The 23740-nt window shown below is 69.0% G+C and carries 23 protein-coding genes; 4 read left to right on the top strand and 19 right to left on the bottom strand.

Going from position 1 to position 23740, the window contains the following annotated elements; translation table 11 throughout:
• Window positions 1-260: 260 nt before the first annotated feature.
• Genes pyrF through pyrR form a run of 7 tightly spaced genes read right to left on the bottom strand, consistent with a single transcriptional unit; the run spans window position 261 to window position 8915 of the window.
• The gene (gene pyrF, locus BLW81_RS22290) at window positions 261-1070 is read right to left on the bottom strand and encodes an orotidine-5'-phosphate decarboxylase (RefSeq protein ID WP_083409060.1); all 810 of its coding nucleotides are present in this window, start codon (window positions 1068-1070) and stop codon (window positions 261-263) included.
• Window positions 1067-4414 (bottom strand): carbamoyl-phosphate synthase large subunit, encoded by a 3348-nt coding sequence (carB, locus tag BLW81_RS22295; RefSeq protein WP_083409061.1) that lies wholly within the window; start codon window positions 4412-4414, stop codon window positions 1067-1069. The genes pyrF and carB overlap by 4 nt, the downstream gene beginning before the upstream one ends.
• A 21-nt stretch (window positions 4415-4435) precedes the next feature.
• Window positions 4436-5563, bottom strand: a complete 1128-nt coding sequence (gene carA, locus BLW81_RS22300; RefSeq protein WP_157897794.1) for a glutamine-hydrolyzing carbamoyl-phosphate synthase small subunit — start codon at window positions 5561-5563, stop codon at window positions 4436-4438.
• Window positions 5560-6063 carry a PH-like domain-containing protein gene (locus tag BLW81_RS22305; protein ID WP_083409063.1) on the bottom strand — a complete coding sequence of 168 codons (504 nt, stop codon included), beginning with the start codon at window positions 6061-6063 and terminating at the stop codon, window positions 5560-5562. The genes carA and BLW81_RS22305 overlap by 4 nt, the downstream gene beginning before the upstream one ends.
• A gap of 31 nt (window positions 6064-6094) precedes the next feature.
• Complete coding sequence (locus BLW81_RS22310) at window positions 6095-7387, bottom strand: dihydroorotase (RefSeq protein ID WP_083409064.1); 1293 nt, start codon at window positions 7385-7387, stop codon at window positions 6095-6097.
• Window positions 7384-8334, bottom strand: coding sequence for an aspartate carbamoyltransferase catalytic subunit (locus BLW81_RS22315; RefSeq protein WP_083409065.1), 951 nt, complete (start codon window positions 8332-8334; stop codon window positions 7384-7386). The genes BLW81_RS22310 and BLW81_RS22315 overlap by 4 nt, the downstream gene beginning before the upstream one ends.
• A complete protein-coding gene (gene pyrR, locus BLW81_RS22320) occupies window positions 8331-8915 on the bottom strand; it encodes a bifunctional pyr operon transcriptional regulator/uracil phosphoribosyltransferase PyrR (RefSeq protein ID WP_083409066.1) in 585 nt (194 codons plus the stop codon). Before pyrR ends, BLW81_RS22315 begins: the two co-directional genes overlap by 4 nt.
• 112 nt (window positions 8916-9027) lie before the next feature.
• On the opposite strand from pyrR, the gene BLW81_RS22325 reads away from it, so the two are divergent.
• Window positions 9028-10230 (top strand): serine hydrolase domain-containing protein, encoded by a 1203-nt coding sequence (locus BLW81_RS22325; RefSeq protein WP_083409067.1) that lies wholly within the window; start codon window positions 9028-9030, stop codon window positions 10228-10230.
• A gap of 16 nt (window positions 10231-10246) precedes the next feature.
• On the top strand, window positions 10247-11458 hold the full coding sequence (locus tag BLW81_RS22330; protein WP_083409068.1) for an FAD-dependent monooxygenase: 1212 nt from the start codon (window positions 10247-10249) through the stop codon (window positions 11456-11458).
• Here BLW81_RS22330 and BLW81_RS22335 read toward each other — a convergent pair.
• A complete protein-coding gene (locus tag BLW81_RS22335) occupies window positions 11443-11649 on the bottom strand; it encodes a hypothetical protein (RefSeq protein ID WP_083409069.1) in 207 nt (68 codons plus the stop codon). The genes BLW81_RS22330 and BLW81_RS22335 overlap by 16 nt on opposite strands.
• Before the next feature lie 55 nt (window positions 11650-11704).
• Window positions 11705-14281, bottom strand: a complete 2577-nt coding sequence (locus BLW81_RS22340) for a helix-turn-helix transcriptional regulator (protein ID WP_083409070.1) — start codon at window positions 14279-14281, stop codon at window positions 11705-11707.
• Between the two features lie 79 nt (window positions 14282-14360).
• On the opposite strand from BLW81_RS22340, the gene BLW81_RS22345 reads away from it, so the two are divergent.
• Window positions 14361-14768 carry a nuclear transport factor 2 family protein gene (locus tag BLW81_RS22345; protein ID WP_235632057.1) on the top strand — a complete coding sequence of 136 codons (408 nt, stop codon included), beginning with the start codon at window positions 14361-14363 and terminating at the stop codon, window positions 14766-14768.
• Window positions 14769-14809: 41 nt separating this feature from the next.
• On the opposite strand, the gene BLW81_RS22350 is transcribed toward BLW81_RS22345, so the two are convergent.
• Genes BLW81_RS22350 through BLW81_RS22365 form a run of 4 tightly spaced genes read right to left on the bottom strand, consistent with a single transcriptional unit; the run spans window position 14810 to window position 17553 of the window.
• Window positions 14810-15361 (bottom strand): hypothetical protein, encoded by a 552-nt coding sequence (locus tag BLW81_RS22350; RefSeq protein WP_083409071.1) that lies wholly within the window; start codon window positions 15359-15361, stop codon window positions 14810-14812.
• Between the two features lie 3 nt (window positions 15362-15364).
• On the bottom strand, window positions 15365-15844 hold the full coding sequence (gene nusB, locus BLW81_RS22355; protein ID WP_083409072.1) for a transcription antitermination factor NusB: 480 nt from the start codon (window positions 15842-15844) through the stop codon (window positions 15365-15367).
• A 14-nt stretch (window positions 15845-15858) separates the two neighbouring features.
• A complete protein-coding gene (gene efp, locus BLW81_RS22360; RefSeq protein ID WP_083409073.1) occupies window positions 15859-16422 on the bottom strand; it encodes an elongation factor P in 564 nt (187 codons plus the stop codon).
• A 15-nt stretch (window positions 16423-16437) separates the two neighbouring features.
• Window positions 16438-17553 (bottom strand): aminopeptidase P family protein, encoded by a 1116-nt coding sequence (locus BLW81_RS22365; RefSeq protein WP_083409074.1) that lies wholly within the window; start codon window positions 17551-17553, stop codon window positions 16438-16440.
• Between the two features lie 33 nt (window positions 17554-17586).
• On the opposite strand from BLW81_RS22365, the gene BLW81_RS22370 reads away from it, so the two are divergent.
• Window positions 17587-18135, top strand: a complete 549-nt coding sequence (locus BLW81_RS22370) for a B-4DMT family transporter (protein ID WP_083409075.1) — start codon at window positions 17587-17589, stop codon at window positions 18133-18135.
• Window positions 18136-18144: 9 nt separating this feature from the next.
• On the opposite strand, the gene BLW81_RS22375 is transcribed toward BLW81_RS22370, so the two are convergent.
• The 6 genes from BLW81_RS22375 to aroC form a co-directional block, all read right to left on the bottom strand.
• Window positions 18145-19053 carry an ATP-grasp fold amidoligase family protein gene (locus BLW81_RS22375; protein ID WP_083409076.1) on the bottom strand — a complete coding sequence of 303 codons (909 nt, stop codon included), beginning with the start codon at window positions 19051-19053 and terminating at the stop codon, window positions 18145-18147.
• Between the two features lie 2 nt (window positions 19054-19055).
• Window positions 19056-19994, bottom strand: a complete 939-nt coding sequence (locus BLW81_RS22380; protein WP_083409077.1) for a methionyl-tRNA formyltransferase — start codon at window positions 19992-19994, stop codon at window positions 19056-19058.
• A gap of 341 nt (window positions 19995-20335) precedes the next feature.
• Window positions 20336-20788 (bottom strand): type II 3-dehydroquinate dehydratase, encoded by a 453-nt coding sequence (aroQ, locus tag BLW81_RS22385; RefSeq protein WP_083409078.1) that lies wholly within the window; start codon window positions 20786-20788, stop codon window positions 20336-20338.
• On the bottom strand, window positions 20785-21870 hold the full coding sequence (gene aroB / locus BLW81_RS22390) for a 3-dehydroquinate synthase (RefSeq protein WP_083409079.1): 1086 nt from the start codon (window positions 21868-21870) through the stop codon (window positions 20785-20787). Before aroB ends, aroQ begins: the two co-directional genes overlap by 4 nt.
• The gene (locus BLW81_RS22395) at window positions 21863-22507 is read right to left on the bottom strand and encodes a shikimate kinase (protein ID WP_083409080.1); all 645 of its coding nucleotides are present in this window, start codon (window positions 22505-22507) and stop codon (window positions 21863-21865) included. The genes aroB and BLW81_RS22395 overlap by 8 nt, the downstream gene beginning before the upstream one ends.
• Entirely contained in the window at window positions 22507-23718 is a 1212-nt protein-coding gene (aroC, locus tag BLW81_RS22400) for a chorismate synthase (RefSeq protein WP_083410747.1), read from the bottom strand. The genes BLW81_RS22395 and aroC overlap by 1 nt, the downstream gene beginning before the upstream one ends.
• Window positions 23719-23740: the final 22 nt, after the last annotated feature.

Below are 23740 nucleotides of genomic sequence, written 5' to 3' on the forward strand. Positions count from 1 at the left end.
CCCGCCGCCGAGGGCGCCCGAAGCGGTGAAAACGGCCGTGGCGGCCACCGGAAACTGCTGCATTTCAAGGTATTTCGGAGCGTGTGCACGCCGATTTCCGGCGTAGAAGACGTGACCTGGACCACACCGCGACACGCTCGGCGGCGGACAACCAGAAAATTTTCGCTGGTCATGCGCTTTCGGCGTGTCGCACGCGGGCCGCGCTGTGACGTCTGTGACAGCTGTTTTTGGCGGTGATCCTGAGGCTGGGCGCGTGCGCCTCAGGCCAGGTAACGCACCGCATCGGCCATGGTTTCGGCCGCCGAACGCAGCGCGGCGACCGACGGACCCGCCCGCAGCACCTCCCGTGACACCGCGGGCAGCAGCTGGCCCGGCCGGGCGCCTGCGAAGCCCGCCAGCGCGTCGGGTCGCCCGCCCTGTGCGCCGACCCCCGGCGCCAGCACCGGGCCGCCCAGCGCGCTCACGTCGGGCGGATCGGACAGGGTGGCGCCGACGACCACGCCCACCGTTCCGGGATGATCCCGGTTCACCTCTGCTGCGGCGTCGACGATCGTCTGCGCGACAGTGCGCCCGCTCGCTTCGGCACGCTGCACCGTCGCGCCCTCGGGGTTCGACGTGGCGGCCAGCACGAAGACCCCGCGGCCGTGGGCCAGCGCGGTGTCGATCAGCGGCCGCAGCGCGCCGAAACCCAGGTACGGCGACGCGGTCACCGCATCGGCCGCCAGCGGTGACTCCCCCGCCCAGGCCTGCGCGTACGCCGCCATCGTCGAGCCGATGTCGCCGCGTTTGGCGTCGGCGAGCACCAGGACGCCGGAATCGCGCAGCGCGGCGATCGTCTCTTCGAGCACCGCGAACCCGGCGGCGCCGTACCGCTCGAAGAACGCCACCTGCGGTTTGACCACCGCGATGTCGGCGAACGCGGTCACGCAGATGTCGCTGAACCGCCGCAGCCCGTCGGCATCCTCGGATAAGTCCCAGGCGCGCAACAACTCCGGATGCGGGTCGATGCCCAGGCACAGCGGCCCGCGACGGCGCACCGCGTCGCCCAGCCGCGCACCGAAGCCGGTCACGATCCCAGTGTGCTGTGCAGTTCCTGCAGCGACATCACGCCGATGTCGCCGCGGATCGAGGCCTCGATGCCCTGCACCGCCGCCGACGCGCCCTGCACGGTCGTCACGCATGGGATGCTGTTGGCCACTGCGGCCGAACGGATCTCGTAGCCGTCGACGCGTGGACCGGAGTTGCCGTACGGCGTGTTGATCACCATGTCCACCTCACCGGCCTTGATCAGGTCGACGGCCGACGAGGCGGGCCGGTTCTCGCTCGGCTCCTCGAAGTGCTTGCGGACTTCTTCACAGGGAATGCCGTTGCGTCGCAACATTTCCGCGGTACCCTCGGTGGCCAGCACGCGGAAGCCGAGATCGGCGAGCCGTTTGACCGGGAAGACCAGGGAGCGCTTGTCGCGGTTGGCCACCGACACGAACACCGTGCCGTCGGCGGGCAGCGACCCGTACGCGGCGGTCTGGCTCTTGGCGAATGCGCTGCCGAAGTCGTGGTCGATGCCCATCACCTCACCGGTCGACTTCATCTCCGGCCCGAGCAGCGAATCGATCTGCGAGCCGTCCGTCTTGCGGAACCGGTTGAACGGCAGCACGGCTTCTTTGACCGCGACCGGCGCGTTGCGGGCGGTCGCCGCACCGTCCCCGCTGCGGGCCAGCACACCCTCCTCGCGCAGCTGAGCGATGGTGGCGCCCAACATGATCCGCGAGCATGCCTTGGCCAGCGGCACGGCCGTGGCCTTGGAGACGAACGGCACGGTGCGGCTGGCGCGCGGGTTGGCCTCCAGGACATAGAGCACGTCGTCCTTGAGCGCGTACTGCACGTTGAGCAGCCCGACGACGCCGATACCGTGCGCGATCGCCTCGGTGGCGCGCCGCACCGCCTCGATGTCGCTGCGGCCCAGCGTGACCGGCGGCAGCGCGCACGCCGAGTCGCCGGAGTGGATACCGGCCTCCTCGATGTGTTCCATGATGCCGCCGATATAGACCTCGGTACCGTCGCAGAGCGCGTCGACGTCGATCTCGATGGCGTCCTCGAGGAACCGGTCGACGAGCACGGGGTGCTCGGGCGAGAGTTCGGTGGCGCGGGTGATGTAGCCGTGCAGGGTCTCGTCGTCGTAGACGATCTCCATGCCGCGTCCGCCGAGCACGTACGACGGCCGCACCAGCACCGGATAACCGATGTCGGACGCGATGCGGCGGGCCTGCTCGAAACTGGTGGCCAGACCGAACTTCGGCGCGGGCAGGCCGGCGTTGGTCAGCACCTCTCCGAACGCGCCGCGGTCCTCGGCGAGGTCGATGGCGCGCGGGCTGGTGCCGACGATCGGCACGCCGGCGTTCTGCAGGCGCTCGGCCAGGCCGAGCGGGGTCTGGCCGCCGAGCTGGACGATGACGCCGACGACGCCGGGACCGCCTGCGCCGGAGGCCTGTTCGGCGTAGTACACCTCGAGGACGTCTTCGAAGGTCAGGGGTTCGAAGTAGAGCCGGTCGGCGGTGTCGTAGTCGGTGGACACCGTCTCGGGGTTGCAGTTGACCATGACCGTCTCGAAACCGGCCTCGCTCAACGTCGTCGCAGCGTGCACACAGCTGTAGTCGAACTCGATGCCCTGGCCGATGCGGTTGGGCCCGGACCCCAGGATCAGCACCTTGGGCCGCTCGGTCTGCGGCGCCACCTCGGTCTCGGCGGCCGGGTCGAGCTCGTAGCTGCTGTAGTGGTACGGCGTCTTGGCCTCGAACTCGGCGGCGCAGGTGTCGACGGTCTTGTAGACCGGATGGATGCCGAGCCGCTCCCGCAGCGCGCGCACCCCCACCTCGCCGGCGAGTTCGGGACGCAGCGCGGCGATCTGCCGATCCGACAGCCCGTGGTACTTGGCGCGGCGCAGCAGACCCGCGTCGAGCACCGGGGCGTCGAGGATCTCGGCGCGCAGCGCGACCAGCCCGGCGATCTGCTCGACGAACCACGGGTCGACCCCGGAGGCCTTCGCGACCTGCTCGACGCCTGCGCCCTTGCGCAACGCCAACTCCAGGTCATAGAGCCGACCGTCGGACGGGGTGCCCAGACGGGCCAGCAGTTCGTCGACGGTGATGGTGTCCTCGTCGGCGTCCGGTTTGGTCCAGAACCCGGCCCGCTTGGTCTCCAGCGAGCGCATCACCTTGCCGAGCGCCTCGATGAAGTTGCGCCCCAACGACATCGCTTCGCCGACCGATTTCATGGTGGTGGTCAGCGTGCCGTCGGCGCCGGGGAACTTCTCGAACGCGAACCGCGGCGCCTTGACCACCACGTAGTCCAGCGTCGGCTCGAAGCAGGCCGGCGTCTCCTTGGTGATGTCGTTGACGATCTCGTCGAGCGTGTACCCGATGGCGAGTTTCGCCGCGATCTTGGCGATCGGGAAGCCGGTGGCCTTGGATGCCAGCGCGCTGGAGCGCGACACCCGCGGGTTCATCTCGATCACGATGAGCCGGCCGTCGGCGGGGTTGACGGCGAACTGGATGTTGCAGCCGCCGGTGTCGACGCCGACCTCGCGCAGGATCGCGATGCCCAGGTCGCGCATCGTCTGGTACTCGCGGTCGGTGAGCGTCATCGCCGGTGCGACCGTGACCGAGTCACCGGTGTGCACACCCATCGGGTCGAAGTTCTCGATCGAGCAGACCACGACCACGTTGTCGCGACCGTCGCGCATCAATTCGAGTTCGTACTCTTTCCAGCCGAAGATCGACTCCTCGATCAGCACGTTGGCGCTCGGCGAGGCGGCCAGCCCGTCACCGGCCATCCGCTCGACGTCTTCCGCGGAGTAGGCCATCCCCGAACCCAGTCCGCCCATCGTGAACGACGGCCGCACCACCACGGGCAGGCCGAGGTCCTCGACGGTCTCGCGGACTTCGTCCATCGTGAAACACACACGGGAACGGGCGGATTCGCCACCGACCTTGGCGACGATGTCCTTGAAGCGCTGCCGGTCCTCGCCGCGCTGAATCGCCTCGAAGTCCGCGCCGATCAGTTCGACGTCGTACTTTTCGAGCACCCCGTTCTCCGACAGCGCCACCGCGGTGTTCAGCGCGGTCTGCCCGCCCAGCGTGGCGAGCAGACCGTCGATCTTGTTGCCGCGCTCGGCCTGTTGAGCGATCACCCGTTCGACGAACGCCGGCGTGATCGGCTCGACGTAGGTGTGGTCGGCGTACTCCGGGTCGGTCATGATCGTCGCCGGGTTGGAGTTGATCAGCGTGACCTGAAGGCCCTCGGCGCGCAGCACCCGGCACGCCTGCGTGCCCGAGTAGTCGAACTCCGCGGCCTGACCGATCACGATCGGCCCCGAGCCGATCACCAGCACATGGTTGAGATCGCTACGCTTCGGCATCTGGTTCTCCCCCGCGAGCGCTCATTTGTCTCCTGCCATCAGGTCGATGAATTGGTCGAACAGGTAGTTCGCGTCGTGCGGGCCGGCCGCCGCCTCGGGGTGGTACTGCACCGAGAACGCCCGTCCGCTGACGAGTTTGATGCCTTCGACGACGCCGTCGTTGGCGCAGGTGTGGCTCACGACGGCCTCGCCGAACGGGGTGTCGAACCGTTCCCCGGCCTCCCCCTCGAGCGCGAACCCGTGGTTCTGCGCGGTGATAGCGACCGCGCCGGTCTGGTGGTCGATCACCGGCACGTTGATGCCGCGGTGGCCGAACACCATCTTGTACGTCGAGCGCCCGAGCGCGCGCCCGAGGATCTGGTTACCGAAGCAGATGCCGAACAGCGGGATCCCCGCGCCGAGCACCTCGCGGGTCACCCCGACGATGTGGTCGGCGGTCGCCGGGTCGCCGGGGCCGTTGGACAGGAACACGCCGTCGGGTTTGAGGTCGGCGATCTGGTCGAACGTGGTCGACGCAGGCAGCACGTGGCTGCGGATACCTCGCCGAGCGAAGTTGCGCGGGGTGTTGGTCTTGATCCCCAAATCGATCGCGGCGACGGTGAACCGTTGCTGCTCTTCGGGTTCCACCACGTAGGTGACGTCCGTGCTGACCTCGCCGGCCAGGTTGGAGCCGAGCATCCCCGGCTGGTTGCGCACCCGGTCGAGCAGTTCGTCGAGGCCGGCCAGCGCGGGACCGGAGAACAGGCCGGCCTTCATCGAGCCGCGGCTGCGCAGATGCCGCACCACCGCACGGGTGTCGATACCCGCGATGCCGACGACGCCTTGGCGTTCGAGTTCGGCGTCGAGCGTGCCGGTCGCCCGCCAGTTCGAGGCCCGCGGCGACGGGTCGCGCACCGCATAGCCGGCCACCCAGATCTTGTCGCCCCGGCTCTCGGCGTCCTCGTGGTTCCAGCCGGTGTTGCCGATCTGCGGTGCGGTGGCCACGACGATCTGACCGTGGTAGCTCGGGTCGGTCAGGGTCTCCTGGTAGCCCGACATGCCGGTGGAGAACACGGCCTCGCCCAGCGCCTGCCCGACCGCGCCGTAGGTGGTGCCGGTGAAGACGCGGCCGTCCTCGAGCACCAGTAGTGCCTTGTCGGTGTCGCTCACGCGGCCTCCTGTTCCACCCACAGCGAATATTCACGACGGTCGTTGGCGCGGAATCCGGTGTCGATCTCGGTTCCCGACGGCAGCCGCCACCGGATCGCCAGGATCCCCTCGTGCGTCAGGGCCTTCCCCGCGATGCCCCGTTCGGTGCGGATCTCGGTGATCGACTCGTCGGGGATCCAGATCGGCATTCCGCCGCTGCGCTGCAACATGATTCCTTCGGGGTAGCGGGTCAGCACCGCCTTGGTGCGGAACCCGAGGTCGCCGACGGCGACCCGGTCGTTCCAGTGCGGCACCAGCGTGCTGCCGACGTAGAGGCCTTTGGTGGGCGGCACGATCGCGGGCCCGACGGTGTCGGGCATCGGCGGCAGCGAGCCGATCAGTTCGGCCTGGCGCTCGGCGCGCCGGCGCCACCCGCGCATCATCGCCTGGATCAGCACCGCGATCAGCACCGCCACGATGGCCGCCATGATCAGCGACCCGACGAGCGTACCTGTGTTCATGCGCGATCCGCCTGCGCTACTCGCTCGAAGTTCACGCGGGACTCTTCCCGTCGCGCGCGGTGACCTTGCCCCGCAACAAGGTCAGCGTCACCGCCGCGGGCAACTCGAGGGTCTCGAAGGGCGTGTTGGCCGACCGGCTGGCCAGCGCGCTGCCCTCGACGGTCCAGGTGACGTCGGGGTCGACGACGGTGAGGTTGGCCGGTTCGCCGACCTCCAGCGGCCGGCCCTGGTCGGGCAGGCCGACGATCTCGGCGGGCCGCTCGCTCATCACGCGGGCCACGTCGCGCCACGTCAGCAGTCCCGGACGCACCATCGTCTCGACCACCACGGACAGCGCGGTCTGCAGCCCGAGCATCCCGGGCCGGGCGACGGAGAATTCGCAGCACTTCTCGTGTTCGGCGTGCGGCGCGTGATCGGTGGCCACACAGTCGATGATCCCCTCGGCGAGCGCGCGCCGCAGCGACTCGGCATCGGAGGCCTCACGCAGCGGCGGGTTCACCCGGAACCGGCCGTCGTAGCTGGCCAGCCGTTCGTCATCGAGCATCAGGTGATGGGGTGTGACCTCGGCGGTGATCGAGATCCCCTGTGATTTCGCCCATTTGACGAGCTCGACGGTGCCGGCGGTGGAGGCGTGGCAGATGTGCACGCGGGCCCCGGCGTCGCGGGCCAGCAGGGCGTCGCGGGCGACGATCGACTCCTCGGCCGCGCGCGGCCACCCGGCCAGGCCCAGCCGCGCGGCGTTGGGGCCTTCGTGGGCGACGGCGCCGACGGTGAGCCGCGGCTCCTCGGCGTGCTGGGCGATCAGCACGCCCAGACCGGTCGAGTACTCCAGCGCGCGACGCATGATCAACGGGTCGTGCACACACATGCCGTCGTCGGAGAACATCCGGACCTGCCCCGCACCGGCGGCCATCATGCCCATCTCGGTGAGCTGAGCTCCGGCCAGCCCCACGGTCACCGCGCCGACGGGGTGCACGTCGACCAGCCCGACCTGTTGGCCGCGCTGCCAGACGTGGTCGGTGACGACGGGGCTGTCGGCGACGGGGTCGGTGTTGGCCATCGCGAACACGGCGGTGTATCCGCCCAAAGCAGCTGCGGCCGAACCTGTTTCGATGTCCTCGGCGTATTCGCGGCCCGGCTCGCGCAGGTGGGTGTGCAGGTCGACGAAGCCGGGTAGCAGGATCTGCCCGGTGGCGTCGATGACGTCGGCGGAGTCGGGGATCGACAGGCCGGCGCCGATCTCGGCGATCTGCCCGTCGGTCACCAGCACGTCGACGCGGTCGCCCTCGCCGTAGAGACGGACTCCGCGGATCAACACGCTCATGCGCTGATCGCCTCCTTCTCGGCACCGACCAACAGGTGGAACAGCACGGCCATCCGGACGTGCACACCGTTGGAAACCTGTTGCAGCACCGCCGATTGCGGCGAATCGGCGACCGAGAATGCGATCTCCATGCCACGCACCATCGGGCCGGGGTGCAGGACGACCGCGTTGCCGGGCAGCAGCGCCTGGCGTTTCTCGGACAGCCCGTAGAGCACGGAGTACTCGCGGGCCGACGGGAAGAAGCCGCCGGTCATCCGTTCGGCCTGCACCCGCAGCATCAGCACCGCATCGGCCACCGGCAGCTCGGCGTCGAGGTTGTGCGACACGGTGACCGGCCAGTCGGCGACGCCGACCGGCAGCAGTGTGGGCGGCGCGACGAGGACCACTTCGGCGCCGAGGGTGTGCAGCAGCAGCACGTTGGAGCGGGCCACCCGGCTGTGCAGGACGTCGCCGACGATCACCACCCGCTTGCCTTCGATGTCACCGAGCCGCTGCCGGATGGTGAGCGCGTCGAGCAGCGCCTGGGTGGGGTGCTCGTGAGTGCCGTCACCGGCGTTGATGACGGCGGGGCCGTGGCCGTCGGCCTCAGCCGTCCACTCGGCGAGCTGCTGCGGAGCGCCCGAGGCCGGGTGGCGCAGGATCAGCGCGTCGGCGCCGGCGGCGCGCAGCGTGAGCGCGGTGTCGCGCAGTGACTCCCCTTTGGCCACCGACGATCCCGAGGAGCTGACGTTGATCACGTCGGCGCTCATCCACTTGCCTGCCACCTCGAACGACACCCGGGTGCGCGTGGAGTTCTCGTAGAACATCGTGATGATGGTGCGTCCGCGCAGGGTGGGCAGCTTCTTGACGTCCCGGCCGAGCAGCGCCTGGCTGAACCGGTCGGCGTTGTCGAGGATGGCCAGCGCGTCGTCGCGCGACAGGTCGGCCGCCGAAAGTAGATGTTTCACCGAACAGGCCCTCCGTGCGGTGCGATCCAGATCCCCTCGACTTCGTCGTCCTCGGCGAGTCGAACCTTGACATTCTCACTGCGTGAGGTCGGCACGTTCTTGCCGACGTAGTCGGCGCGCAGCGGCAGTTCGCGGTGCCCGCGGTCGACCAGCACGGCCAACTGCACCGCCCGGGGCCTGCCGATGTCGCGCAGGGCGTCGAGCGCCGCTCGGACCGACCGCCCGGTGTAGAGGACGTCGTCGACGAGGATAACCAGGGCGTCGTCGATGCCGCCTTCGGGAATCGAGGTCTCCTCCAGCGCCCGCGGGGGCTTGAAGTCGAGGTCATCGCGGTAGAGCGTGATGTCGAGCGCTCCGTGCGGAACCGCGACGCCGGAGAACTCCTCGATCTTGCCGACCAGCCGGGTGGCCAGTGTCACGCCGCGGGTGGGGATACCGAGCAACACGACGCGGGGCGCGTCGGCGCCGTCGAGTGCGGTTTTTTCGATGATCTGATGGGCGATCCGGGAGATGGTGCGGCCCACGTCCGCTGCGGACATCAATTCCCGGTCGGCGCTCGGCGAGTCTGAATGCGCGCTCAAGCCACTCTGACCTCCTTCTCCGCCTCTCTGGACGGCTCTTTAAAGGACGTCGAAACTTGGCCGAGCTTAGCACCCGCGCTCCAGCCCATCTCGCCTGGTTACGCTGGCGCCGATGAAACTCGACGAGAACCAGGCCTCCATCCGTGAGGCCATCGACGCCGGGCTGCTGGCCGGGGCGGTCACGCTGGTGTGGCACGCCGGTCAGGTGCGGCAGGTCAACGAGCTCGGCTTCCGCGACGTCGACGCCCGGCTGCCGATGCAGCGCGACACGGTGTTCCGGATCGCCTCGATGAGCAAGCCCGTGACGGTCGCGGCCGCGATGGCGCTCATCGAGGAGGGCAAGCTCGCGCTCACCGACCCGGTGGCCAAGTGGCTGCCCGAACTGAGCGACATGCGCGTGCTCGCCGATCCGCAGGGCGTGCTGGACAAGACCGTGCCCGCCCGTCGCGCCATCACCATCGACGACCTGATGACGCATCGCAGCGGGCTGGCCTACGCGTTCTCCGTGCTCGGCCCGCTGGCCCGCGCCTACGGCAGGATGTCGTTTCGCCAGGACCAGGACCGCTGGTTGGCCGAACTGGCCCAGTTGCCGCTGGCGCACCAGCCCGGGGACCGCCTCACCTACAGCCACGCGACCGATGTGTTGGGCATCGCGCTGGCCCGGATCGAGGGCAAGCCGCTGTCGGACGTGCTCGCCGAGCGGATCTTCGAACCCCTGGGCATGGTCGACACCGGGTTCTCCGTCACACCGGCCGGCCGGCGGCGCGCGGCGACGATGTACAAACTCGACAAGGACAACAAGCTCCAGCACGACGTGATGGGCCCGCCGCCGATCACCGATCCGCCGTTCTGCACGGGCGGGGCCGGGCTGTGGTCGACCGCCGACGACTATCTGCGGTTCGCCCGGATGCTGCTGGCCGGCGGCACGCTCGACGGGGTGCGGGTGCTCTCCGAGGACTCCGTGCGGCTGATGCGCACCGACCGGCTGACCGACGAGCAGAAGCGACAGCCCTTCCTGGGCGCGCCGTTCTGGGTCGGTCGCGGCTTCGGGCTGAACCTGTCGGTGGTGACCGACCCGGCGAAGTCGCGTCAACTGTTCGGCCCCGGCGGTGTGGGCACGTTCAGCTGGCCGGGCGCGTACGGCACCTGGTGGCAGGCCGATCCGTCCGCCGACGTGATCCTGATCTATCTGATCCAGAACCTGCCGGACCTCGGTGTCGACGCCGCCGCGATCGCCGGCAACACGTCGTTGGCCAAACTGCAGAGCGCCCAGCCCAAATTCATTCGCCGGACGTACCAGGCGCTCGACCTGTAGCCGATATCCTGGCGCCATGTCGCAGCCGACCGTGGTGATCAACGGCGCCGGCATCGCCGGGCCTGCGCTGTCGTATTGGTTGACCCGCAACGGGTTTCACGTCATCGTCCTCGAGATCGCACCGAGCGTGCGCCCCGGCGGCCAGACGGTGGATCTGCGGGGCGCCGGCGGCGAGGTCGTCGAACGAATGGGCCTCATCGACGAGATGCGCTCGCGCGCCCTCGAACAGCGCGGTGCGGCCTGGGTGCGGTCCGACGGGTCTCGCCGCGCCGAGATGCCGGTGACCGCGTTCGGCGGCAACGGGTTGGTGTCGAAGTTGGAGATCCTGCGCGGCGATCTGGTCGAAGTGCTCTATGAGGCCACCCGCGACGACGTCGAATACCGGTTCGGGACGACGGTTTCCGCGATCGAACAGGCCGCGGACCGTGCCACGGTGACCCTGGCCGACGGCACCGCCGTCGACGCCGACCTCGTCGTGGGTGCCGACGGTCCGCATTCGGCGGTGCGACGACTGACCTTCGGACCCGAGGACCAGTTCGCCAAGCCGATCGGCGGCTACAACGCCTGGTTCTCCGCGCCGGACACTGTCGGACTCGACGGCTGGTATCTGCTCTATCAGGCGCCGGGCGGGCTGAACGCGTCGATGCGGCCCTCGCATGACCCGTCGATCGCCAAGGCGGGGCTGGCGTTTCAGTCCGGCCCGATCGGCTACGACCGGCACGACCTCGACGAGCAGCGCAGCATCCTGACCGACCGGTTCGCCGGCGCCGGGTGGCACTGCGACGCGCTACTGGAGGCGGCCCGCGCCGCCGACGACTTCTACTTCGACTCCTTCGCCCAGGTGCACATGCCGACCTGGTCGTCCGGGCGGGTGACGCTGGTGGGCGACGCCGGGTACTGCGCGTCGCCGCTGTCGGGCATGGGCACCAGCCTGGCGCTCGTCGGTGCCTATCTACTGGCGGGCGAGCTCGGGCAGGCCGAGACGTTCGACGCCGCCGGCCTGCCTCACGCGCTGGAGCGGTACGAGACCGTGATGCGCCCTTACGTCGACACGTGCCAGAAGCTGAACAACACCGTCGACCGGTACGCACCGATGTCGGCGTCCGACATCGCCGTCAACGCCGCGGTGATGAAGTGGATGCAGCGCTGGCCGTTTCGGCCGGTCGCGGCGAAACTCTGGTTCACCACTGCAGATTCGATCGTTTTGCCGGACTACAACGTCGGCTGATCGACCGTCCGGAGAGACTTCAGCTTGGCTTCCGCCATACGGTAGATGCCGTCGAGTGCTGCCTGCTCGACGGCGAGGTACTCGCTGATCACCTCGGGCGCCACCCCCGCGTCCCGAAGCCGCAGCGCCAACGAATAGGACAACGGCAATCTGCGCATGGCCCGCTCCCGGGCGTCGAGTTCGTCCGCCATCCTGCCAGCCTGCAGGACATTCGACCGGCCCAGCCGAGTAGCGCACTACTCGATTTCAGCCCGTGATCATTCGGGCCAGTTGGGCGCGGTCTTCTGCGCCGGTCTTCACCATCGCCCGGTAGATATGACCTTCGACGGTGCGCACTGACAACGTGAGGCGTTCGGCGATCTCGCGACTCGACAGCCCCTGACCGATCAGCGCGACGATCTCGCGTTCCCGGTTGGTGAACGGCACGGGCACGGACGCCTTCTGGAGCGCAGGGGTGCTGAGCCCTCCGCAGCGACGGGCCAGTTCCCGTGCCCGCGACGCGTTCGTCAACGCCGATCCGCTGCGTTCCGCACGCCGGAACGCGGTTGCAGCGTGGCTCGCGGCGTCGACTGCGGCCACCATGTCGCCGATGCCTTCGAACTCAACGGAAACCGCCTCCAACCCCACGCCGTCCCCGGCCCGCAGTGCCTCGGCGAAGCGGGCCGCCAACCCCGCGCGGTGGCCCTCCACGAGCGAAGCGAGCTCGGACAGCCGAACGCCACAGGAGCCGTCCCCGAACTGCACGGCGGTCTGGAGGCACGCCACTTCGGCCGCCAATTGCCCCCGCGACCCGGCGGTTTCGGCGGCCGCCCTGATGGTGCGAATCGCCTCCGAAACGGCACCCTGCGCGGCAGCCACCCATGCCTGCGCGAGTGCGCGCTCGTAGGCGAGGAACTCCCAGCCTTGAGGGCAGGCTGCGGCGATCACCGCCTCCGATGCGGCGGCCTCGGTTACCCGTCCCGACATGGCGAGCGCAGCCGTGAGCGGGAGGCGGTACCGGTACGTCCATCCGATCGGGTCTCCCGACGCCCTCATCAACTCAACGGCAGGCGCCAGCACCGAGCACGCCTCCGCCACCCGGCCCGCGCTGAGTGCCGCGCGGCCAGACACTCCCACGCTGACTGGAGACAACTGCGGACTCGGGAAGGTCGACGCGCGGACGCGCAACACTTCCGCGACGCGCTGCGCGTCGGCCATCCGGCCTGCCAGCCAGTACGCGCTCAGGTGTGCGTCGATGATCACGAGATAGCCGCGAATCCCGATGGGATAACCAGTCTCGGCGATGGCTTCGGCCTCGCTGGTGCGTCCCACCTCGCCGGCGGCTACTGTCATGGCCCACACCGCCATTCGGGCCGCCACATCTGGCAGTTCGGCGGGAACGATGCGTGCGGACGCTTCGAGCGCGGCCCGCGGGTCACCGGTGGCCGCGCAGTAGACCACCCGGGCGGCGTCGACGCAGCCGCCATCGTGTGCCTCGGCACCGTCGATCAATTCCGCCGCGCCCGCGGCATCGCCGAGGCAGAACAGCCGGTTCGTTGCGCGGACGAAAACCAGTTTGGCCCGGTCGATCCCGGTGTACCGGTCCGCGGCGCCGGAAAGCAGGTGTTCGGCTTCGGCGCCGCGGCCCAGCCACGTCAGCAGAAACGCGTGGATGAAGAGCGCGTCCGCTCCTCCGCCCGCGCGCACCGCCGCATCCGCGAGCCGCTCGGCGAGACCGACGTCGACCTGCCAGGCCGCGCCGTGGGCGGCTCGGATGAACAGCTCCGGCGGGGGTTTGAGATCAGCATCGAGGCTCAGGGTGGCGCGCCGCACGACGATCTGCATGTCGTCGCGGTGGTCGGATGCCGCCAGTTCCGCGGCCACCAGCCCGCGCAGCCGGCGTAGTCGTGTCGCGGGCGCACGATTGCGTCGCACCTCACCGTAGAGCGGATGCGCGATCCGGACGACCGGGGTTCCGTCGATGTCGCTCAACGAGATCAGCCCGCGCACGTCTGCCTCTTCGATCGCGGCCGGGTCGGTGATCCGCGCCAGGGCGGACAGTTCCAGCGGCTCACCGATCGCAAGCGCATCGAGCACGTCGCTGACCGGGTCCGGTAGCGCACCGATGCGCGAGTCGATCAGTTCGGCAAGACCCGGCGGGAGGACCGGATGTCCCGTCCACCGCCAGAACGCCTGATGCTTGGCGAGCCGCCCGTCCAGAAGTTCCTGCTCGACGATGTTGCGAAGGTAGAGCACATTCCCCCGGGTCAGCTTCCACAGCCGGCGCACCACCTCGGGGTCGACCGACCCCGTCAGTGTCGCGACAAGCAGCTCCGCGGTCTCGGTCATCGACAGCGGTTGCAGATCAAGACGCTCGAAATGTGAACCGCGCCAAAGATCTTGAAGCGCAGCGGGCAACGGCTCACCGTCGCGCACCGTGACGATGACTTTGGCCGCTTGCCGCACCACGATCTGGTGCAAGACGAATGCCGACAACTCGTCGAGGAGGTGGGCGTCGTCGACGCCGACGATGACCGGCGTATCCGGCGGCGCTGCCGTGAGCGAGTCGATGACGCTGTGCACCAGGCGAAGAGGATCGGTGAACTCGTCCTGGACCCAGGACGCGAAGGCGCCGAGGGGTAGCTCGCGGGCTGACGCGGTGGCCATTGCCCACTGCACTGGCAGTGCCCGGCGGCGACGGCCAGGGCTTCCCGAACGACTCTGCTCTTGGCCGACTCCTGCCGTTCCGCCGACGATGATGCCGGAGACGTCGTGGGCGGAGATCGCGTCGGCGATCGCCGCCATCTCCTCGTTGCGACCCGTCAACGGCCACGTCAAGCGCACGGAAAACAGCGTAGAAGCAGGTGCCCGACCAGTGCAGGGCGTATACACGAAGATCAGTCAGCGAAACCCCGGGGGGAACATGGATACCGCGATGATGGAGGAACTCGTTTCGCGTCATCTGCGCGCCGAGGAACGCGGCGACGTCGACGGCGCAATCGCCGTCTACACCGACGACATCGAGCACGATGTCGTCGGTTTTCCGGACAGTCCTTCGTACGGCAAGGACGGCGCCCGGTCCTTCTACGACGAGTTGACAGCCAACTTTCGCGCGAACCGAGAGCAGGTGCTGCACCGCTACGTCACCGACGAGGCGATGATCCTCGAGCAGCGCATGACCGGCGTGGTGACCGGCTCGATGCTCGGCTTGCCCGGCCGCGGGCGTGAGATCAGCTTCCGGATCCTGCACGTCTTCGAGTTTCGCGACGGACTCATCTGCCGGGAGAACATCTGGCTCGACAGCGCCGCCATCGTCGCGCAACTGAGCTGATACCTAAGGCGCTGCTGCGCAGATGATTTGAGCCAGTGCGGTCACTGCATACTGCGCGACAGCACCCGGCCGAACTGCAGTAGCCGCTGCATCTGCGCCAGCCCGCCGTTGTCGACGGACTTGTAGTAGCGGAAGGACTCACAGTAGATGTCGGATTCGGTCGCCGACTTCTGTCGCGACCGGGTTATCAGCTGCGTGTACATCCGCAGCCGGACCTCCGACAGCCGCCTGGTGTCGTCGTCGAGCATCTCGTATTCGGCGGTGAGCACGTGGTCGGTGATCGTCGAGAGCAGGATCGTGCGCACCGACGTGTTGAGCAGGCGCCGGCCGCGGTCGCCGCTGGTGGACATCTCGTCGTCCGCACGCCACATGATCAGCCGGTGGCCGTCGGTGAGCACCACCTCCTGCCACAGCGACTGGTCGGCCTCGCCCCACGCGTCGTCGGTGACCCCGCGCGACATGATGAACGACTTGATGGTCGGCAGATCCACCACCGACCGCAGCTGGTCGAGCGCCAGGTCGGGATCGCGGAGATAGACACGGGCCGCCTCGTCGACGCTCGAGTACGGCGCCCAGTCCTGCGGTGTGGGCATCTGCTACCCCTCGTTGCCGGTCCCTCGGACTGCCTGCGCTGCGGCCCGGATCTGCGGTGTCACGAGCATCACCTGGCCCAGTACGCCATTGACGAAACCCGGTGAGTCGTCGGTGGATAACTGCTTGGCCAGTTCGACCGCCTCGTCGACGGCGACCGGCTCGGGCACGTCGTCGGCGTGCAACAACTCCCACACCGCGACGCGCAGGATGGCGCGGTCCACGGCGGGCAACCGGTCCAGCGTCCAGCCCTGCAGATGCGCCGCGATCAGATCGTCGATGTGCGCGGCGTGGTCCGTGACGCCGCGCGCCACCGTCACGGTGTACGGGTTGAGCGCTGAGACATCGCCTTCGGTCTCGGCCAGTGCCGTACGCGCGTCGGCCACCTGGGCGGCGGTGAGCCCGCGGGCCTCGGCTTCGAAGAGCAGGTCGACGGCGCGCTTGCGGGCCGCGTGCCTGCCACGATCGCCTCGCCGGTCAGCCATCGACGCGGGCTCCGTCAGGCATTGACGCGGCCCAGGTAGCTGCCGTCGCGCGAATCGACCTTCAGCTTGTCCCCGGTGTTAATGAACAGCGGCACCTGGATCTCGGCGCCGGTTTCCACGGTGGCCGGTTTGGTGCCCGCGCTGGAGCGGTCGCCCTGCAGGCCCGGCTCGGTGTGGGTCACCTCGAGCTCCACGGTGACCGGCAACTCCAGGTACAGCGGGGTGCCGTCGTGGAAGGCGATCTGCACCGGCATGCTCTCCAACAGGAAGCCGGCGGCGCGGCCGACCAGCGACTCGGGCAACGGGTGCTGTTCGTAGTCCTCGGAGTCCATGAACACGAAGTCGCTGCCGTCCCGGTACAGGTAGGTGGCGTCGCGCCGGTCGACGGTCGCCGTCTCGACCTTCACGCCGGCGTTGTAGGTCTTGTCGACGGTCTTGCCCGACACCACGTTCTTGAGCTTGGTGCGCACGAACGCCGGGCCCTTACCGGGCTTGACGTGCTGGAACTCGATGATCTGCCACAGCTGGCCGTCGATGTTGAGGACGAGGCCGTTCTTGAAGTCGGCGGTCGATGCCACGTTGGTAGTACTCCTTTAGAGGATGGCCAGTTCCTTGGGGAACCGGGTGAGCAAGTCTGCGGTCTGATGTCGCCGGCTGCCCGGCTCCGAAGTGCCGCCGCCGACGACGAGCGTGTCCTCGATGCGGACACCGCCACGGTCGGGCAGATAGACACCGGGCTCCACCGTCACCGCGGAGCCAGCAAGCAGTGTACCGGCGGACGCGCCGCTGATTCCTGGCGCTTCGTGGATCTGCAGGCCGACGCCGTGTCCGAGCCCGTGGCCGAAGTTGTCGCCGTATCCGGCGTCGGCGATGACCTGCCGCGACGCGGCGTCGACGTCCTTGAGCACGACCCCCGGCGCGAGCGCCTCGCGGCCTGCCCGCTGTGCGGTGGCGACCAGCTCGTAGATCTCGGTCTGCCACTGCGCGACCGGCGCCAGTACGAACGTGCGCGTCATGTCCGAGTGGTAGCCGCTGACCAGCGCGCCGAAGTCGATCTTGACGAAGTCGCCCGCGGCCAGCACGGCGTCGGTGGGCCGGTGATGCGGGATCGCCGAGTTCGGGCCGGTCGCCACGATCGTCTCGAACGAGGGCCCGTCGGCGCCGTGTTCGAGCATCAGCGCCTCGAGCTCGCCGCGGACCTCCTTCTCGGTGCGTCCCGGCCGCAGGCCGCCGCGCTCGACGAGGTCGTGCAGCGCCGCGTCCGCCGCCTCGCACGCCAGCCGCAGCAGCGCGATCTCGCCGGCGTCCTTGACCTCCCGCAGCGCCTCCACCGTTCCCGCCGCGCGGACAAACTCGGTCTGCTCACCGGCCGCCTTCGTCAGCGTGGCGAACGCGTCGACGGTCACCACGTGGCTTTCGAACCCGAGCCGTCGCACACCGTCGGCCGCGGCGCGCCGTGCCAGATAGGGGCCACAGGCCCGCTCGATGACGAGTTCGGCGTCCGGCGACTGCTGCGCGGCCTGGGTGCGGTACCGGCCGTCGGTGGCCAGCACCGGCGTTTCGTCCTCGACACGGACCAGCAAGGCAGCGTTGGAGCCGGTGAACCCGGACAGGTACCGCACGTTCACCAGATCCGAGATCAGCATCGCGTCCAGCCCGGCCCCGGCGAGCCGGTCGCGCAACCGGTCCCGGCGCTGTGAAATAGTCACGGTCGATGACGCTACTCGCTAAGGTGAGGCCCCATGAGTAAGTGGTTGCTGCGCGGACTGGTGTTCGCGACCCTGATGGTGATCGTGCGATTGCTGCAGGGAGCGCTGATCAACGCGTGGGAAACCAAGGCGGGTCTGATCAGTGTCGTGCTGGTGGTGCTGTTCGCGGTCGCGGTGTTCGTCTGGGGCATCGTCGACGGACGCAACGACGCCCGCGCCAACCCGGACCCGGACCGCCGCGGCGACCTCGCGATGACGTGGCTGCTGGCCGGCCTGTTCGCCGGGATCGTCAGCGGCGCGGTGGCCTGGTTCATCTCGATCTTCTACAAGAGCCTCTACGTCGAGGCGCTGATCAACGAGCTCACCACGTTCGCGGCGTTCACCGCGCTGGTGGTGTTCCTGATGTCGGTCGCCGGTGTGGCGATCGGCCGGTGGATGATCGACCGCAAGGCCGATCAGACCCCGCACCTGCATCACGCCGGTGACGACGACCGCGCCGACACCGACGTGTTCGCCGCGGTCAGCCATGGCGGCACCGAGGAGCCCCCGACCGAGCAAACGCCGCGCGAGGACCGCGCTTAGGCGCTTGTCTCAGGGCCGGCCCGCCTGCACCTCGGCCAGGTCTGGCAGCCGCCAGTGCTTGCCCTGTTCGGCGTCGAACCCGCGCGGCCGGTACCGCAGCAGCCCCCCGCCGGGGTACGGCGTGTACTCGCCGAACCACACCACACCGTCGACGGCGTACAGGTCGACCCTGATGAAATCCCAGTCCGCTCCCAGCGTCGCGGCGATCTCGAGCATGGCGTCGAGCTCAGCGGGCCGCGCTTCGTCGGCGACCGGGCGGATCCGCCAGCGCACGGGTAGCCGGTTCCAGTCGGCGTCGAGAAAGGTCGCGGTCTGGGCACCGAACCGGCCGCGGTTCACCTGCACCAGTTCGACGCGGCCGTCGAAGACGAAGAACTTGTAGTCGGCAGGCGGCTCGCCGTCGGGCGTGGGAATGCGCTCCTCGAGCAGCAGCAGCGGCCGGGCCGCACCGTAGCCCCACTCGCCCAACTCGAGCGGAGTGCGCTTCCACCAGTCTCGGGTCTCGTCCAGCAGCGCCTCGACGTCGGTGTCGGGTTCCGGGCCGAACAGCGCGTGTCCGCTGCTGTGGTTCGGTTTGAGCACCCACGGCGGCAGCGTCCGCAGATCGGGCGCGTCGCGCAGATCCGTGCCGTGCCAGTAGGTTTCCGGGATCCGCAGGTCGCTGCCCGGGTAGGCCGCGCGCGCCATCTCCTTCATCCGCATCTTGTCGCAGGCGGCGACGATGCGGTCGCGTCGGTCGTAGAGAATTCGCCAGTTGACCTTCTCGTTGAAGGTGCGCGGTTCCTCGAAGTTACCCCATCGGTGGATCATGGTGAGGTGAAAGGCGTGCCGCACCAGGGGCACCGGCATCGCAGCGAGCATCCGCCGGTGCGCCGCAAGCAGTTTCGGAGGGGCGGGCCGGTTCGCCAGCAACGGCATGGCTACGCCTGGTTCGTCAGGTAGCCGCCACGCAGGAAGAATTCGTCGCCCGCGTGTTCCGCCCCGTCGGCCGTGCGGACGCCGGTGATCACCAGCCCGTGGTTGCCGCCCCGCACGGCGTCCGGCCCGCACACCGCGACACCGCCGCCCTCCTGGACGATCACCCGTCCCGGCGTCCCGCCGTACCGGGCCTCCGAGATCCGGGCCTCGACGATCTCGATCCGCTCGCCGCGGTAGTGGGTGAACGCGCGGGGATACGGGTCCGACAGGGCACGCACGAACCTCTCGAGATCCTCGGCGGCCCAGTGCCAGTCGATGAGGCTGTCGCGCTCGGAGCGCTTGTGGAAGTACGTGCGCTCCGCCTTGTTCTGCGGACGCCACACGGCCGTGCCGGATTCCAGGGCCGTCAGCGCCTCGTCGAGCGCGCCGGGGATCAATTCCATTCCGCGCAGCACCAATTCGGTGCCCGTCGCAGTCGGCCCGATCGGCAGCGAATGCTGCACCAGGATGTCGCCGGTGTCCAACCCCTCGTCCATCCGGTGAATGGTCAATCCGAACTCGTTCTCGCCGCTGATCAGCGCCCACAACACCGGGGAGAATCCGGTGAATTTGGGCAGCAGGGAATCGTGCATGTTCAGCGTTCCGTGCGGCGGGAGTTGGTAGAGCTCGGGCGGCATCCAGGTGTACCAGCTGTTGACGACGATGACGTCGGGTTCGGCCCGCTTCACCAGGTCGATGGTGTCGTTGTCGATGCGCTCGGTGAGGTGCACCGGGATGTCGCGGTCGCGGGCGAAGTCCTCGACCGACTCGGACCAGATCGCCTTGTAGGCCTGCTCGCTGGCCGGATGCGTGACGGCGAGGGCGACGTCGTGGTTGAGATCGAGCAGCGCTTGAAGGGTTCGGACCCCCCAGGTCTGAAAACCGAACGCGACGATGCGCATCTACACCAACCTTTACTGGAATCGCCATGTGTGGAACGGCGGCGGAGCCGCCTCCCGACGGCCAAGACAGTAGAGCAGATTACGTAAGGCTTAGCTAACTTGCCTGTGCAAAGTCAAGATCGGTTTTTGGCAGGATCGCCGGCCTGTTTTTGCTACAAATGCCGTTTTTAGTAAATCAGCCATTACTGAGCGCGCAGTAAAGCGATAAAGCTAGTTAGCCCAGAATTCCGGGGCCCACCAGAAATTTATTGACGCGACGCATGCGTGTCGAACTCATCGGGCGCCGAGATGCCGCCTCGCTCCGCCGGAGCGGCTCTGCGCCGCCGACATGGTGGACCGTGCTAGCCGGCCGCGCTGTCCTCTGCGGTCGTTGCCAGATACCGCAGAGCAAGGACGTAACCGTGCACGCCGAGACCCACGATCACGCCGGTGGCGACCGCACTCAGATACGAGTGGTGCCGGAACTCCTCACGCTGGTGCACGTTGGAGATATGCACCTCGATCAGCGGCGCCCGCAGCTCGGCGCAGGCGTCGCGCAGCGCGACCGACGTGTGCGTCAACGCCCCGGCGTTGAGGATCACCGGGTCCCCCGCATCGGCGGCGGCGTGAATCCAGCCCAGCAGGTCGGCTTCGCTGTCACTCTGTCGCACAACGGCTTTCATTCCGAGCTCGTCGGCTTCGCGCTCGATCAGCGCCACCAGCTCGTCGTGGGTGGTGCTGCCGTAGACGTCGGGTTCGCGCCGTCCGAGCCTGCCCAGGTTCGGGCCGTTGAGCACCAGCACTGTTCGGGTCACGACGCCACCGCTCCTATTTCTCCGTAGGCCGCCGCCAGCAGCGACGGGTCGGGGCCCTCCAGCCGGCCCGGCTTGCCGAGACCGTCGAGCACGACGAACCGCAACACGCCCGCACGGGTTTTCTTGTCCCCCGCCATGTTCTCGAGCAGCTCGGGGAACGCCTCGGGGTCGTAGCTGACGGGCAGACCCAGCGCGGTGAGGACGGCGCGATGCCGGTCGGCGGTCTGGTCGTCGAGACGTCCGGCCAGCCGGCCCAGCTCCGCGGCGAACACCAGCCCCACCGACACCGCCGCCCCGTGGCGCCATTGATAGCGCTCACGGCGTTCGATGGCGTGCGCCAACGTGTGCCCGTAGTTGAGGATCTCGCGCAGCTGCGACTCCTTCTCGTCGGCGGCGACCACCTCGGCCTTGACCGCGATCGCCCGGCGGATCAACTCGGGCAGCACATCGCCGGTCGGTGACACGGCGGCCTCGGGGTCGGCCTCGATGAGGTCGAGGATCGTCGGATCGGCGATGAAGCCGGCCTTGACGATCTCGGCCATCCCGGCCACGAGCTCGTTGTGCGGCAGGGTTTCCAGCGTGGCGAGATCGACGAGCACGGCGGCGGGTTGGTGGAACGCACCGACGAGGTTCTTGCCGGCGTCGGTGTTGATGCCGGTCTTGCCGCCGACCGCGGCGTCGACCATCCCGAGCAGCGTGGTGGGCACGTGCACGATGTCGATCCCGCGCAGCCAGGTCGCCGCCGCGAAACCCGCGACGTCGGTGGCCGCTCCCCCGCCCAGGCTGACGATCGCGTCCTTGCGGCCGACGCCGATGCGGCCCAGCACCTCCCAGATGAAGCCGACGACGGGCAGGTCCTTGCCCTTTTCGGCGTCCGGGATCTCGATGCGGTGCGCGTCGATCCCCTTGTCCGACAACATTGCTCGGATGGCCTCGGCGGTCTGTGCCAGTGTCGGCTGATGCAGGATCGCGACCTTGTGCCTGCCCTCGAGCACCCGCTCGAGCTCGCCGAGCAGGCCGGTGCCGATGATCACCGGATAGGGCCGATCGACCAGGACGTTGACGGTTACCGGTTCAGTCACGGTTGGCCTTTGCGTTGCGTGCGGCGACCACCGCCGGTGACGGCGGGGCCTCGGTACTGGGTTCGGCGGCCAGTGAGGACGGTCCTCGCCGCCAGGGCGGGCGGCGACGCCGCCGCGCGTTCGCGGTGTCCTCGTTCTCCAGCCGGGCCACGATGTGGCGCACGACGGCACCCGGGTTGCGCCGGTTGGTGTTGACGCGGATGGTGGCCACCTTTCGGTACAACGGAACCCGTTGCGCCATCAGCTCTTTGAACTTCTCACTGCGGTCACCGCCGGCGAGCAGGGGCCGTACCGTGCTGCCGCCGGTCCGGCGCACGCCCTCTGCGGCGCTGATCTCCAGATAGATGACGGTGTGCCCGGCCAGGGCCTCGCAGACACCCGGCGTGGTCACCGCGCCGCCGCCCAGCGACAGGATGCCGTCGTGGGTCTGCAACGCGGACTTGATCACGTCCTCCTCGATCCGGCGGAACTCCTGCTCGCCGTCGGCGGCGAAGATGTCGGCGATGGTGCGCCCGGTCGTCTCCTCGATGGCGGCGTCGGTGTCGAGCAGGGGAAGGCCGAGCACCTTGGCCAGCCTGCGCCCGATCGTCGACTTGCCCGACCCCGGCAACCCGACCAGCACGGCCCGCGGCGCCATCAGCCCGAGGCCTGCACCGGTTGTGAGGAACGCTGCCGCTCGGCGACTGTCCGCAGGTAGTTGTCGACGTTGGCCCGCGTCTCCGCCAGCGAGTCACCGCCGAACTTGTCCAGGACCGCGCGCGCCAGCACCAGCGCCACCATGGTTTCGACCACCACACCGGCGGCGGGCACGGCGCACACGTCGGAGCGCTGATGGATCGCGACCGCCTCCTCGCCGGTGGCCATGTCGACGGTGGCCAGCGCGCGAGGCACCGTCGAGATCGGCTTCATCGCGGCGCGGACGCGCAGCGGTTGGCCGTTGGTCATACCGCCTTCGAGGCCGCCGGCCCGGTTCGTCGACCGCACCACGCCGTCGGGGCCCGGGTACATCTCGTCGTGCGCGACGCTGCCGCGCCGGCGTGCGGTTTCGAAACCGTCGCCGATCTCGACGCCCTTGATCGCCTGGATGCCCATCACCGCGGCGGCCAACTGGCTGTCGAGTCGGTTGTCACCGCTGGTGAACGAGCCGAGCCCGATGGGCAGCCCGTTGGCGACCACCTCGACCACACCGCCGAGGGTGTCGCCGTCCTTCTTGGCGGCCTCGATCTCGTCGATCATCGACTTCTCGGCGGCCTCGTCGAAGGCGCGCACCGGGCTGGCGTCGATCGCGGCGAGGTCACCGGCCTGCGGCGGCGGACCGTCATACGGGGCGGAGGCACCGATGGAGATGACGTGCGAGAGGACCTCGACGCCGAGCGCCTCTTTGAGGAATGCGCGCGCGACGGTGCCTGCGGCGACGCGGGCGGCGGTCTCGCGGGCGCTGGCGCGTTCGAGCACCGGCCGGGCGTCGTCGAATCCGTACTTGAGCATGCCCGCGTAGTCCGCGTGGCCGGGCCGGGGCCGGGTCAACGGGGCGTTGCGGGCGCTTTCGGCCAGCTCAGCGGCGTCGACGGGGTCGGGCGCCATCACCGTCTCCCACTTGGGCCACTCGGTGTTGCCGATCTCGATCGCGATCGGCCCGCCCAGCGTGACACCGTGACGGACGCCGGCCAGCATCGTGACCAGGTCCTGTTCGAATTTCATCCGGGCGCCGCGGCCGTACCCCAGACGGCGCCGGGCCAGCTGCGCGGCGATGTCGTCGGAGGTGACGTGGACCCCCGCAACCATGCCTTCGACCACGGCCACCAGGGCGCGGCCGTGAGATTCACCAGCAGTGGTCCAACGCAACACGCGTCCCATCTTCCCACGTCGC

This window comes from Mycolicibacterium rutilum (assembly GCF_900108565.1).
Classification (GTDB): Bacteria; Actinomycetota; Actinomycetes; order Mycobacteriales; family Mycobacteriaceae; genus Mycobacterium; species Mycobacterium rutilum.